18 protein-coding genes are annotated in these 12,690 nt (G+C 42.8%); 8 read left to right on the top strand and 10 right to left on the bottom strand.

Annotated features, from left to right (window positions below; genetic code table 11):
• The 5 genes from AXF18_RS00895 to pepF are packed head-to-tail and all read left to right on the top strand — an operon-like array spanning position 1 to position 4,308.
• Positions 1–429 carry an NUDIX hydrolase gene (locus AXF18_RS00895; protein ID WP_065371351.1) on the top strand — a complete coding sequence of 143 codons (429 nt, stop codon included), beginning with the start codon at positions 1–3 and terminating at the stop codon, positions 427–429.
• Positions 426–827, top strand: coding sequence for a hypothetical protein (locus tag AXF18_RS00890; RefSeq protein ID WP_045592520.1), 402 nt, complete (start codon positions 426–428; stop codon positions 825–827). Before AXF18_RS00895 ends, AXF18_RS00890 begins: the two co-directional genes overlap by 4 nt.
• Positions 806–1,756 (top strand): 50S ribosomal protein L11 methyltransferase, encoded by a 951-nt coding sequence (prmA, locus tag AXF18_RS00885; protein ID WP_045592519.1) that lies wholly within the window; start codon positions 806–808, stop codon positions 1,754–1,756. Before AXF18_RS00890 ends, prmA begins: the two co-directional genes overlap by 22 nt.
• A 1-nt stretch (position 1,757) precedes the next feature.
• On the top strand, positions 1,758–2,501 hold the full coding sequence (locus AXF18_RS00880) for a 16S rRNA (uracil(1498)-N(3))-methyltransferase (RefSeq protein WP_065371350.1): 744 nt from the start codon (positions 1,758–1,760) through the stop codon (positions 2,499–2,501).
• Positions 2,502–2,511: 10 nt separating this feature from the next.
• On the top strand, positions 2,512–4,308 hold the full coding sequence (gene pepF, locus AXF18_RS00875; protein WP_065371349.1) for an oligoendopeptidase F: 1,797 nt from the start codon (positions 2,512–2,514) through the stop codon (positions 4,306–4,308).
• Positions 4,309–4,399: 91 nt separating this feature from the next.
• On the opposite strand, the gene AXF18_RS00870 is transcribed toward pepF, so the two are convergent.
• Positions 4,400–5,380 (bottom strand): hypothetical protein, encoded by a 981-nt coding sequence (locus AXF18_RS00870; protein ID WP_049520422.1) that lies wholly within the window; start codon positions 5,378–5,380, stop codon positions 4,400–4,402.
• Positions 5,381–5,677: 297 nt separating this feature from the next.
• On the opposite strand from AXF18_RS00870, the gene AXF18_RS00865 reads away from it, so the two are divergent.
• Positions 5,678–6,346: an MIP/aquaporin family protein gene (locus AXF18_RS00865; protein WP_000714821.1), complete on the top strand. Its 669-nt coding sequence runs from the start codon at positions 5,678–5,680 to the stop codon at positions 6,344–6,346.
• A 57-nt stretch (positions 6,347–6,403) separates the two neighbouring features.
• On the opposite strand, the gene queF is transcribed toward AXF18_RS00865, so the two are convergent.
• The 7 genes from queF to AXF18_RS00830 all read right to left on the bottom strand — a co-directional run bounded on the left by queF (position 6,404) and on the right by AXF18_RS00830 (position 9,953).
• On the bottom strand, positions 6,404–6,895 hold the full coding sequence (gene queF / locus AXF18_RS00860) for a preQ(1) synthase (RefSeq protein ID WP_000082582.1): 492 nt from the start codon (positions 6,893–6,895) through the stop codon (positions 6,404–6,406).
• An 18-nt stretch (positions 6,896–6,913) separates the two neighbouring features.
• Entirely contained in the window at positions 6,914–7,630 is a 717-nt protein-coding gene (gene queE, locus AXF18_RS00855; protein WP_000196471.1) for a 7-carboxy-7-deazaguanine synthase QueE, read from the bottom strand.
• Positions 7,623–8,066 carry a 6-carboxytetrahydropterin synthase QueD gene (queD, locus tag AXF18_RS00850; RefSeq protein ID WP_000464575.1) on the bottom strand — a complete coding sequence of 148 codons (444 nt, stop codon included), beginning with the start codon at positions 8,064–8,066 and terminating at the stop codon, positions 7,623–7,625. The genes queE and queD overlap by 8 nt, the downstream gene beginning before the upstream one ends.
• Positions 8,066–8,719: a 7-cyano-7-deazaguanine synthase QueC gene (queC, locus tag AXF18_RS00845; RefSeq protein WP_049520423.1), complete on the bottom strand. Its 654-nt coding sequence runs from the start codon at positions 8,717–8,719 to the stop codon at positions 8,066–8,068. Before queC ends, queD begins: the two co-directional genes overlap by 1 nt.
• Before the next feature lie 202 nt (positions 8,720–8,921).
• Entirely contained in the window at positions 8,922–9,236 is a 315-nt protein-coding gene (trxA, locus tag AXF18_RS00840; RefSeq protein ID WP_001029581.1) for a thioredoxin, read from the bottom strand.
• Between the two features lie 15 nt (positions 9,237–9,251).
• Complete coding sequence (locus AXF18_RS00835; RefSeq protein ID WP_049520424.1) at positions 9,252–9,473, bottom strand: DUF4649 family protein; 222 nt, start codon at positions 9,471–9,473, stop codon at positions 9,252–9,254.
• 99 nt (positions 9,474–9,572) lie between these two features.
• Positions 9,573–9,953, bottom strand: coding sequence for a MarR family transcriptional regulator (locus AXF18_RS00830; protein ID WP_049520425.1), 381 nt, complete (start codon positions 9,951–9,953; stop codon positions 9,573–9,575).
• Positions 9,954–10,148: 195 nt separating this feature from the next.
• Between AXF18_RS00830 and AXF18_RS00825 the strand changes: the two genes are divergently transcribed.
• Positions 10,149–10,523, top strand: coding sequence for a CidA/LrgA family protein (locus tag AXF18_RS00825; RefSeq protein ID WP_000781325.1), 375 nt, complete (start codon positions 10,149–10,151; stop codon positions 10,521–10,523).
• Complete coding sequence (locus AXF18_RS00820) at positions 10,520–11,215, top strand: LrgB family protein (protein WP_001288935.1); 696 nt, start codon at positions 10,520–10,522, stop codon at positions 11,213–11,215. The genes AXF18_RS00825 and AXF18_RS00820 overlap by 4 nt, the downstream gene beginning before the upstream one ends.
• 31 nt (positions 11,216–11,246) lie before the next feature.
• Here the strand turns inward: AXF18_RS00820 and AXF18_RS00815 are convergent, their stop codons facing one another.
• Both AXF18_RS00815 and AXF18_RS00810 read right to left on the bottom strand, forming a co-directional pair.
• Positions 11,247–11,975: a hypothetical protein gene (locus AXF18_RS00815; RefSeq protein WP_065371348.1), complete on the bottom strand. Its 729-nt coding sequence runs from the start codon at positions 11,973–11,975 to the stop codon at positions 11,247–11,249.
• 15 nt (positions 11,976–11,990) lie between these two features.
• The gene (locus AXF18_RS00810) at positions 11,991–12,686 is read right to left on the bottom strand and encodes an ABC transporter ATP-binding protein (RefSeq protein ID WP_065371347.1); all 696 of its coding nucleotides are present in this window, start codon (positions 12,684–12,686) and stop codon (positions 11,991–11,993) included.
• Positions 12,687–12,690 lie beyond the last annotated feature (4 nt).

The following is a 12,690-nucleotide window of genomic DNA, read 5'->3' as shown; positions in this document are numbered from 1 at the left end:
ATGGAAATAGAAATTTCTGATTTTACAGGTTGCAAAATTGCCTTATTTTGTGGTGATAGGATTTTAACCATACTACGCGATGATAAAACGACTATCCCTTGGCCCAATATGTGGGAATTGCCAGGTGGCGGACGAGAGGGTGATGAAAGTCCTTTTGAGTGCGCGGCGCGTGAAGTTTATGAAGAACTGGGAATTAAGCTGACTGAGGATTGTCTGCTTTGGAGCAAGGTGTACCCAAGTATGCTTTTTGAGGGGAAGAAATCCGTTTTTCTAGTGGGAAAGTTGACTAAGGAACAGTTTGACAAGATTGTCTTTGGTGATGAAGGGCAGGGATATAGACTGATGAGCGTTGAGGAGTTTCTTGGCTCAGATAAGGTTGTGCCCCAGTTGCAGGATAGAGTGAAGGATTATATGGAGGAAGTAAAATGATTTTTGCAATTGCAACAACGACGTTAAACAAGGAAGTTAAACGCAAACTAAAAACAGGACAATATTCTAGAGAAGAAGCTACATTCATCTATTTGGAATATTTAAAGTTAAAGAAGCAGAGAGAGAGTGGTATGAAAGTAGCTGGGATTTCTATGGCTGTTATCTGGGGGCTGCTGTATGTTCTGTCTTTACAAGGTGAGAATAATCAAACACTTTCATTTTCAGAATATTTTTTGTTTCTGATACTGTTTGAAGGAATTGTTCTATTTGTTTATTATCTTACGTTTGGTATTTTTAAACAGCAGATTCATAGCGCAATGAAAGAACACTACACAGATGTGATTGAGGAATTCAAGAAAAATAAGGAAGATTCAAAATGGAAACATGGCAAGAGTTAAAAGTTACAGTGAAGCGTGAGGGAGAGGAGCTGGTCTCCAATCTCTTGATTGAGCTGGGGGCGCAAGGTGTTGCGATTGAAGACAGCATGGACTATGTGGGGAATGTCGACCGTTTTGGTGAGATTTTCCCAGAGGTCGAGCAACATGAAGAAATCGTAGTGACCGCCTACTATCCTGATACGGTTGATGTAGCAGTGGTTGAGGCAGATTTGCAGGCTCGCCTGGCAGAATTAACTGATTTTATGGATCTAGGAGAGGTCAAGATGGGCACGACTGCCTTGGCTGAGGAAGACTGGGCAGACAACTGGAAGAAATACTATGAGCCAGCTCGCATCACTCACAACTTGACCATTGTGCCGTCCTGGACGGACTACGAGGCGGCTGCTGGAGAAAAGATTATCAAGCTGGATCCAGGCATGGCTTTTGGGACTGGAACGCATCCAACGACCAAGATGAGCCTTTTCGCCTTGGAGCAGGTTCTTCGTGGCGGCGAAACTGTGCTTGATGTAGGAACTGGTTCAGGTGTTCTTTCTATTGCCAGCTCGCTTCTGGGTGCCAAGGAAATCTTCGCCTATGACCTGGATGATGTGGCGGTTCGTGTCGCTCAGGAAAATATCGAGCTCAACCCTGGCATGGAAAACATCCATGTTGCTACTGGAGATTTGCTCAAGGGTGTGGAGATTGAAGCAGATGTCATTGTGGCCAATATCTTGGCGGATATTCTCATTCATCTGACAGATGATGCTTATCGTTTGGTCAAGAACGAAGGCTACCTGATCATGAGTGGGATTATCAAGGACAAGTGGGACATGGTGCGCGAGTCAGCTGAGTCAGCTGGATTTTTCCTTGAAACCCACATGATTCAAGGGGAATGGAATGCCTGTGTCTTTAAGAAGACCAAGGATATTTCTGGTGTGATTGGAGGCTAGCATGCAGCAGTATTTTGTCAAAGGCAGTGCAATCTCTCCTGTAACTATCGAGGACAAGGAAACCATCAAGCATATGTTTCAGGTCATGCGGCTGAAAGAAGAGGATGAGGTGACCTTAGTCTTTGATGATGGCATCAAGCGCTTGGCGCGCGTGCTGGATGTGGAAGCATGTCAGTTTGAATTGGTCCAAGAATTAACTGACAATGTGGAACTGCCCGTTCAAGTCACCATCGCATCAGGCTTTCCCAAGGGAGACAAGCTGGAGTTTATCACTCAAAAAGTGACGGAACTAGGAGCTAGCCAAATCTGGGGCTTTCCTGCCGATTGGTCGGTTGCCAAGTGGGATGGCAAGAAATTGGGTAAAAAGATTGAAAAACTAGAAAAAATTGCCCTTGGAGCAGCAGAACAAAGCAAGCGTAATATCGTCCCAAGTATTCAGCTTTTCGAGAAAAAAGCAGATTTTCTAGCCCAGCTGGATCAGTTTGACTCTATCATAGTAGCCTATGAAGAATCAGCAAAAGAAGGAGAAGCTACTGCGCTCTTACAAGCAGTCACTGGTCTTGAAAAAGGAGCCAAATTGCTCTTTATCTTTGGCCCAGAAGGCGGTCTTTCACCTGCAGAAATTGAAAGTTTTGAAGCTAAAGGAGCAGTCTTGGCAGGTCTTGGTCCTCGCATTTTGCGAGCGGAAACAGCACCGCTTTATGCCTTATCAGCCCTTAGTGTTTTAGTAGAATTAGAGAAATAAGAGGAAGAAAATGGAACAAAAACACCGTTCAGAATTTCCAGAAAAGGAACTTTGGGACTTAACAGCCCTATACCAAGACCGTGAGGATTTCTTGCGTGCAATCGAGAAAACGCGCGAAGACATCAACCAATTTAGCCGTGACTACAAGGGCAATCTTCACACTTTTGAGGATTTCGAGAAGGCCTTTGCGGAATTGGAGCAAATTTATATCCAGATGAGCCATATCGGTAATTACGCCTTTATGCCTCAGACGACAGACTATAGCAATGAAGATTTTGCTAATATTGCCCAAGCTGGGATGGAATTTGAAACAGATGCCAGTGTAGCCTTGACCTTTTTTGACGATGCCTTGGTGGAAGCTGATGAGGAAGTCTTGGACCGTTTGGGTGAATTACCTCACTTGACGGCAGCCATTCGTCAGGCTAAAATCAAAAAAGCCCACTATCTAGGGGCTGATGTGGAGAAAGCTTTGACCAATCTCGGTGAAATCTTCTACAGTCCACAGGACATATACACCAAAATGCGAGCTGGGGACTTTGAAATGGCTGACTTTGAAGCCCATGGCAAGACCTACAAAAATAGCTTTGTTACCTATGAAAATTTCTACCAAAACCACGAGGACGCTGAGGTTCGTGAGAAATCTTTCCGTTCTTTTTCAGAGGGACTCCGTAAGCACCAAAATACGGCTGCGGCAGCCTATTTAGCCCAAGTCAAGTCTGAGAAATTGTTGGCAGATATGAAGGGCTATGACTCAGTTTTTGACTATCTTCTGGCTGAGCAAGAAGTTGACCGTGCCATGTTTGACCGCCAGATTGACCTCATCATGCAAGAATTTGCGCCAGTTGCTCAGAGGTACCTCAAGCATGTTGCCAAGATCAATGGTCTTGAAAAGATGACCTTTGCAGACTGGAAATTGGACTTGGATAGTGCTCTTAATCCTGAAGTGACTATTGACGACGCCTATGATTTGGTCATGAAGTCAGTAGAACCTTTGGGGCAAGAATATTGTCAGGAAGTTGCTCGCTATCAAGAAGAGCGCTGGGTAGACTTCGCTGCTAATAGTGGCAAGGATTCTGGTGGTTATGCGGCGGATCCGTATCGCGTGCACCCTTATGTCCTCATGAGCTGGACTGGTCGTTTGAGTGATGTCTATACCTTGATTCATGAAATCGGACATTCTGGTCAATTTATCTTTTCAGACAATCACCAAAGCTACTTCAATGCCCACATGTCAACCTACTATGTCGAAGCGCCATCAACCTTCAATGAATTGCTTCTCAGTGATTACTTGGAGCACCAGTCTGATGACCCACGTCAAAAACGCTTTGCCCTTGCCCACCGCTTAACAGATACCTACTTCCATAATTTCATCACCCACCTCTTGGAAGCAGCCTTCCAGCGTAAGGTTTATACATTGATTGAAGAAGGAGAAACCTTCGGAGCAAGCAAACTTAACAGCATTATGAAGGAAGTCTTGACGGATTTCTGGGGAGATGCTATTGAAATTGACGACGATGCTTCTTTGACTTGGATGCGCCAGGCCCACTACTACATGGGCTTGTATAGCTACACCTACTCAGCCGGACTTGTCATCTCGACTGCGGGTTACCTTCATCTGAAACATTCAGAAACTGGAGCTGAAGACTGGCTCAATCTCCTTAAATCTGGCGGTAGCAAGACACCGCTTGAGTCAGCCATGATTATCGGAGCCGATATCTCAACGGACAAACCACTCCGTGATACCATCCAGTTCTTGTCAGACACGGTTGACCAGATTATCGCCTACAGTGCAGAGTTGGGAGAGTAAGGGTATCCAGTGTCGGATTTAAGACGGTTTATCGATAAGATGAATACACAAAAATCACCTGTTTGAGGTGATTTTTTCATGCATTGAAGATTTATTCAAATTTTCCTTTATTGGCTTCATTTGAAGCCTTCATGCTAATTTGTAAAAGGTTGGCGAGATTTTCATTATCAAGGCTAGCTTCACCATTATTATCCACTTTTATGGCAAGGTAATGGGTGTTACGATCAAGATAATCCATTCCCTCTAAGTCTACGTAGTTGTTCGCTTTAAAATCAAGCGCCGCTAATTGATAAACAAATCGAATATTTAGAGCTTTGCCATAGTCTGTTTCAAGAACCTTTTGTTGTTCTTCCACCAGTCCTTGAAAGAATTCGAGATTGTCTGTGTGATAGGATGCTTTGACTTCGTATTGGTAAGTATCTACAGCTGGGGACATAAATTTCAAATAAACCAGGTCGCCTTCTACCTTATAGTCCTCAAGAGTATAGGCACCTGCTTTTCCTAATGCATTGGTGTTGACCTTGAAAAACATAGGTGCATAAATTTTGAGAGGATATTTTTCTCCTTTATATTCAAAGACGGTATCATTTGAAAAATTCGGACGGATTTTAGTTAACTCAGGGACTAAATATTCGTTCCAAATCTTATCAAATAACTCTTCTTGATTGCTAGCACCCGCTGATTTCACAACTAGGTCAAGATTTTCTTGATTGACAAAGACGGCATCCACTAATTTGAGGGCTGTTTGAACCTTAGGATCCGAAATTTCCTTTTTCTTTTTTTCAAGATTCTCAGCCGCCTCTTTCGTGCGATCTAAAGTTTTATTAAATTGACTGCCACTGTTTGTTTCAACAAAGGTTCTCTCATAGTTGGTAGGTTCAACTTTGGCATTCCAGTCAAATGAAGCAGCAGGACCAGTTACATCTTTCTTATGGTAGGTTCTTGTCTCTGTATTTGTAGTAGCTTCTGTATTGCTTGTAGCAGTGGTTGATGGTTTAGATGAACAGCCGACGAGGCCAAATGCTAAAATTGTAGCAGTGGTTAGAAAATAAACTCTAAACTTTTTTCTCATGGTAGTCTCCTTTGCCAAGAACATTTATTGTATAGTATCAATTATACCATTCTCTTCATTCTTTTGCATGAATTACTAGAAAAGGTATGATTGAGGGATGTATTCTTTTAAGCAAGTATTTGAAAGCTTCTGACATTCTTGAAGGATAAGCAGAAAAAGAGTTTTATTATTTTCTCTTGTAGTAGTCTTTTTTAGAATTCTAATGGGCTTTCTACAAAAACTTTCCAGTCAATTTTCTTGAAACCCTTTCCTTCTTTTGATAGACTAATACATAGTTTGAAAAAAAGGAGACTTATCATGAAAAAATTTGTTGCTGAATTAATCGGTACATTTATGCTTGTGTTCATCGGAACAGGAGCTGTTGTTTTTGGAAATGGTCTTAATGGCCTTGGACACCTTGGAATTGCTTTTGCCTTTGGTTTGGCAATCGTGGTTGCAGCTTTCTCAATCGGAACTGTTTCAGGTGCTCATTTGAACCCAGCCGTTTCGATTGCTATGTTTGTAAACAAACGTTTGTCATCTTCAGAACTTGTAAACTACATCCTTGGACAAGTAGTTGGAGCTTTCCTTGCGTCAGCTGCAGTATTCTTCCTCTTGTCTAACTCAGGCATGTCAACTGCTAGTCTTGGTGAAAATGCCTTGGCAAAAGGTGTCACTGTCTTTGGTGGATTCTTGTTTGAAGTCATCGCAACTTTCTTGTTTGTCCTAGTTATCATGACTGTAACATCAGCAAGCAAAGGCAATGGCGCAATCGCTGGTTTGGTGATTGGTTTGTCATTGACAGCCTTGATCCTTGTGGGCTTGAACATTACTGGACTTTCAGTTAACCCAGCTCGTAGCTTGGCACCTGCTGTTTTGGTAGGTGGCGCAGCCCTTCAACAAGTATGGATTTTCATCCTTGCGCCAATCGTTGGTGGCGTTCTTGCAGCCCTTGTTGCGAAAAACTTTCTTGGAACAGAAGAATAATTGAAATTCAAAAAGCCTTGCTCCTCAGTTTGAGGAACAGGGCTTTTTCGTATCTGTTTAACGGTTGTCAATTTTCTCTGGATAAAGGTCGTGTTGAAAGAGGCGTTGTTCTGCCAATCCTTCATACTTAGTTCCAGGTCTACCGTAGTTGTAGTAAGGGTCGATTGAAATGCCACCGCGCGGAGTGAATTTTCCCCATACCTCTAAATAGCGAGGGTCTAGCAAGTTGACCAAGTCTTTCCCTATGGTGTTGATACAGTTTTCGTGAAAATCCCCATGATTTCGATAGCTAAAGAGGTAGAGTTTGAGGGATTTTGACTCGACACAGAGCTTGTCAGGAATGTAGGAAATATAAATCGTCGCAAAATCTGGCTGAGCCGTAATAGGACAAAGCGAGGTAAATTCAGGACAGTTGAATTTGATAAAATAGTCATTTTCCACATGACGATTGTCAAAGGATTCGAGGACTTCTGGTTGATAGTCAAAAATGTAGTTGGTTTCTTTGTTGCCGAGAAGGCTAAGGTTTTTCATTTCTTCTTGTTGTGACATGATTTTTTCTTTCTAATCTTAAACACCACGTTGGTTGTCGTAGAGGAGAGTATGGAGTTGAGGAAGGACGCGGACATTGCCCCAGCTATCGTCAGTAGCGACGCGTTCCCAGAGTTCTTTGAGACGGTCCAGTTGGTCTTGGACAATATTACCTGTAGCCTTGGGCTCAGGATTTCCAGCTGATAAGAAGAGGACATCTGGTTGGTAGCGCTCTTGAATCCCTTTGGCAAAGGCCAAATCGTTATCGTCAAATACAGGGATTTTAAAGGTGACCTTGTCTGGATCTAGTTGGGAAACGATAAAGTCCAAGGTCTCAAAGTTGACTTCCATCTTTGATGAAGGAGGTTTAGGACTCAGAGTGACTTGGTCGATATCTTTTAACCAATTTTGCCAGCGAGAACCTTGAGTCTCAACTGCCAGAGTGACACCACGTTCTTTGAGCTTGGTGACGAGTTGAGCCATGTTAGCTGCTAAGATTGCGGGATTTCCGCCAGATAGGGTTACATAGTCGTAGGTTCCTAATTTATCCAAGGCAGCAATAACCTCGTCAGCTGTCATGCGAGTAGGCTTCTCAGAACCATCCCAAGTAAAGGCAGAGTCGCACCAGTCGCAATGGTAGTCGCAACCAGCAGTTCGGACAAACATGGTTTTCTGCCCGATAGCACGGCCTTCGCCTTGAAAGGTTGGCCCAAAAATTTCCAGAACAGGTAGTTTGAGGACACGTTCCCTAGTCATCTAACCACTCCCGTCTAAACTCTGCAAATGCAGTCGGAGTTTCATAGAGACGAACATATTCCAAACGGAGACCGCGCTCGTCAGGCAACTCTTGACTCATGGTTTGGAAAATCCAGTAAACCATATTTTCAGCAGTCGTGTTCATATAAGGCAGAGTTTCATTGAGATAGCGATGATCCAAATGGGGCTCTAAGTAGTTCTTGTAGATGGCTTTGATATCTCCGAAATCGTAGGTCATGCCCCGTTCATCTAAAAATCCACTGACAGCGATTTGTAAATGATAAGTGTGGCCGTGCAGGGACTTGCATTTTCCCTCATAGTGAAAGAGGTGGTGGGCAGCATCAAAGGTAAATTCTTTTGATACCAAGGTTCTGTGAGGATTGTAGACCAGAGACTCGCCAGTTTCTTGTTTGATTTCTTTGGGTGCAAAAAACATTAGCCCTCTCCTTTCTGTGAAAGATAAACATCTAGTCCATGCTGACGTAGATGGCAGGCTGGGCAATCTCCGCAGCCACTACCGATAATCCCATTGTAGCAGGTCAAGGTCTTCTCACGAACGTAGTCAAAGGCACCAAGTTGGTCGGCTAACTCCCAAGTTTCAGCCTTGTCTAGCCACATGAGAGGTGTTTGGATAACAAAGTCGTAATCCATGGCAAGGTTGAGAGTAACATTGAGGGATTTGACAAAGACATCCCGACAATCAGGGTAGCCTGAGAAATCTGTCTCGCAGACACCTGTCACGATATCTTTAATGCCTCGTTGCTTGGCAAGAACTGCCGCAAAGGAAAGAAAGAGGTGGTTGCGGCCGTCAACAAAGGTATTGGGAATCTCTCCCTCTTTTTGCTCGATCTCCAGATCAGAGGTCAGGGCATTTTCAGTGATTTGTCCCAGCAGAGACATATCTAAGATGTGATGACGAATGCCTTGTTCCTTAGCGATTTCTCTAGCAACTTGAATTTCGAGATGATGGCGTTGGCCGTAGGCAAAGGTGACGGCTTCGACTGTTTCATAGTGTTCTTTAGCCCAAAAGAGGCAGGTTGTGGAATCTTGACCGCCGCTAAAGACGACCAAGGCTGATTGACGTTTCATAGTACTCCTTCCAAAATGGGAAATGTTCAGAGCACGCAAAAAGCTCCCTTGAGGGGAGCTAAAAAATACCAATTAGAGGTTTTTTTTAGCGATGGCATGTCCCAAACATCGTAATATTCTACCTACAGTCTAGCATATTTTTTGAAAAATGGCAAAGGGCAAGAAAAAAGAGACCAAATCAAGTACTTGGTCTCTCATTTGATTAGCTCAATTCAGCAACGATGGCTTTGATTTGTTCTGCAGTGTGTACTCCAGCAACTTGTTTCACCACTTGGCCGTCTTTTTTGAAGAGAAGGGTTGGGATAGACATGATTCCAAAGGCACGAGCTGTGTTTGGATTTTCATCAACGTCCATTTTGACGATTTTCAAGACATCTTCTGAAAGTTCTTCAGACAATTTATCCAAGATTGGACCTTGCATACGACATGGACCACACCAAGTTGCCCAGAAGTCTACTAAGACCAAACCGTCTTTTGTTTCTTGTTCGAATGTTGCATCTGTAATTGCTTTTGCCATTGTATTTCTCCTTTTTTAGTTATATTGGCTTAAATCTTGTTTCATGAGATAGAAGAAGACATCTCCATAAGTCCCATGATAGTCCAAATCATGACCGTTGTAAGTTAATTTTTGGACTGGGTAGTAGTCTGCGACGCCGATAAGGCAAGCTTGTTGTGAACGATCAAAGTCGTCATAAGATTCGAACGTTATAGTTCTTTCGTTCTTGCTGGCATCTAGATAGGTAATTTCAATCATTTTAAAAACTCCTTTGTTTAATGATGACTTTATTTTACTCCTTGTAAAAGAGAATGTCAAGAAAAATGATTGCGCACGCAACTTTTTTCTAAAATCATCTTAAATCAAGAAATCCAAACCTGTTTCCAAGCTTTCTTCGACAGCCTTCTTTAGAGAGGCCAGTGTCTTTTGCCCATCACTTGTCAGGCAGATAAAGCTAGAACGTCTATCTTGATCACAACACATGCGACTAAGTAGACCGCAATTTTTGGCTTCCAAGCGAGCCACCATCCGAGAAACAGCGCTCGGGCTCAGATGAAGTTTATCTGGCAGGTCAATCTGGCGTAGAGATTTTTCTTGGGCCAAGTCCAGATAGTAGAGCAGGTAAAACTCTTTCAAGGTCAGACTTTGGTCACTCTGCTGGGCAATGGTCTCTTCCAAGAGACCTTCAATTTCTTTCTGACGACGATTGAAATCAAACCACTTTTCCAAATAGCTCATTGCTTTCTCCTTTCTTTTCAAAGTAAAATCACAAAGTCATTACTGACTGTCTCTACAACACAAGATGATTGCGCATGCAATGATTATACTACTTTTAACTAATCCTTGCAAGAGAGAAGAATTGCGATATTTCCTTGAAATTTTCTGAAAAAAGAGTAAACTGGTATGCAAGAAGTCTATTTCGTGGAGTTTAGGATGAAATTATATGTTCAATTAATGATTCTCTTTGTGATTTCTCTTATCGGAGAGGGAATTTCTAGTTTCTTTCATCTGCCCATCCCAGGCAGTATTATCGGTTTGATTATTCTCTTTCTAGCCTTACAGTTCAAGTGGCTAAGGACCAGACATGTCAACATGGTTGGAAATTTCTTGCTGGCCAATATGACCATTCTCTTTTTGCCGCCAGCAGTGGGAATCATGGAAAAGTTTGATGTGATTGCCCCTTACCTATTGCCTATCGTTTTGATTGTCTTTTTTGCCGCGGTCATCAACATTATCCTCATTGCCCTAGTGGTTCAGTTTATCAAGAGACGATTTGAGGGAGATTATGAGAAAGGAGATGCCAAATGAGCGAATTTGTATCCAATCCTTTGTTTGGGATTGCTCTGTCTATCCTAGCTTATCTAGTGGGAATGCTGATTTACAGACGTTTTCCCCATCCATTGACAACGCCCCTGCTTTTGTCGGCTATTTTTATCATTATTTTCCTTAAGGCGACGGGGATTTCTTATCAAGATTATTACCAAGGTGGGGTTTATCTGAACAACTTGATAGTCCCATCGACAGTGGCTCTAGGGATTCCGCTTTATAAGAGCTTTCACTTGATGAAGCACCATGCGCGGAGTATTCTCTTTGGTAGTCTGCTAGCAGTAGTTGTCAACACTAGCTTCACTGCCATAGTGGCGAAAATCTTTGGCATGGATTTTTTCCTAGCCATTTCTCTCTTTCCCAAGTCAGTGACAACTGCCATGGCAGTGGGAATCACAGAAAAATTGCAAGGTTTGACGACTGTGACCTTGGTCGTCGTAGTAGCGACTGGGATCTTGACCAGTGTGATCGGACCAACCCTTTTGAAGTGGTTGAAGATTGACGATCCAGTGGCTGTCGGACTCTCCCTTGGAGGGACAGGTCATGCTGTCGGAACGGGTACGGCCTTTCGATATGGTTCTGTAGCAGGAGCCATGGGTGGCTTGGCTATCGGTGTCACCGGTATTCTCTACGTATTTGTTAGTCCAATAGTAGCCAGTTTGATATTGAGTTAAAGAAAAACCCAGCTTTCTAGCTGGGCATTTTTTATTGCAAATTAACCTTGTTTTTCAAGATATAGTAGGTTCCGAGATAGTAGATAGCTGATAAAAAGAGATCGCGCAAGATTTCTGTACTAATCATCATGTTAAGGTCATTGTCAACTCTTAAGAAGAAAGTGATATAACCAATAACGATTGAAATAACGATATAGGCTAGAATCCCCATAGCTGTTCGATACTCGTTAAAGAGTTGTCCGATAGAGATGGAGAGGTAAATGGATAAAATCCATGCGATTGAACCGACAAATAGTGATAGGGCATACAGCCAGCCGTAGCTGAGGTAAGGGGAGATGAAGTTATAGAGGGCAGTGAAGTCTTTTTCTATTGGTGTTAAGAAGATGATGATCAATATACTCAAGATAAAGACAATATAGCTTAAGATGGACCAGACAAGACCGCCTAAAAGTTTTGCGGTGATGATTTGGTGCTCAGAGACAGGCAAGGTCAAGGTCAAGTACCCTTGGCGGTCATAAACACTGCCTTTAAATCTTCGGATGATTAAAAAGATTGTTGCAATCCAAAGAGTGACGCTGAGTCCTCCAAAGACTAGTACTAAAAAGAAGATGAAATAAGCAGCATTGTTAGGATTGTAACTCTGGCTAAGACTGTTAATAAAAGCTCCAATCAAAACTGAAATTGCAAGTACCGCACCGTAGAGTGCCAGATACCATTTATTGACATTTTTAAATTCATAACGAACTAGATTCCAAAACATAATAATCTCCTTTGCTTAGGCTTTAAATTCCTGGCGGAAGAGCTGGTCAATTGATTCACCTGACTCGTAACGAATATCATCAACATTTCCTTGGCGGACGACTTTTCCGTCTTTGAGGAAGATGATCTCATCCAAGATTGGTTCAATATCTGAAATCAAGTGGGTTGAAATCAGTACCGTAGAGGTTGGGGAATAGTTGTTGATGATGGTATTGAGGATATAATCACGGGCAGCTGGATCCACGCCTCCGATTGGTTCGTCCAGAACGTAGAGGCGGGCTTCACGACTCATAACCAGGATGAGTTGGACCTTTTCCTTGTTTCCTTTTGATAGTTTCTTGAGGCGACTGTTTTCATCAATACCGAGATCGGCTAAAAGGTGTTGGGCTCTTTCGAAATTGAAATCCTGATAGAAGGTTTTAAAATAGGTTAGAGCATCCTTAACCTTCATCTCTTCATTGAGGTAGGTTGTGTCTGGCAGGTAGGAGACGATCGCCTTGGTAGCAGGACTTGGATCCTGTCCGTTAATGAGGACACGTCCTTTATTTGGTTGAAGGAGGCCATTGATCAGTTTGATTAGGGTTGTTTTTCCGGATCCGTTTGGTCCAAGGAGCCCGACAATCTTTCCGGCTGAGATCTCTAGTGAGATATTGTCAAGTGCCGCGGTTGCTCCATATGATTTTGTTACATTTTCAAGTGCTAGTAGTGTCATAGTT

The sequence above is a fragment of the Streptococcus sp. oral taxon 064 genome, from assembly GCF_001683375.1.
Classification (GTDB): Bacteria; Bacillota; Bacilli; order Lactobacillales; family Streptococcaceae; genus Streptococcus; species Streptococcus oralis_S.
This window is presented reverse-complemented; position numbering and strand designations above follow the sequence as displayed.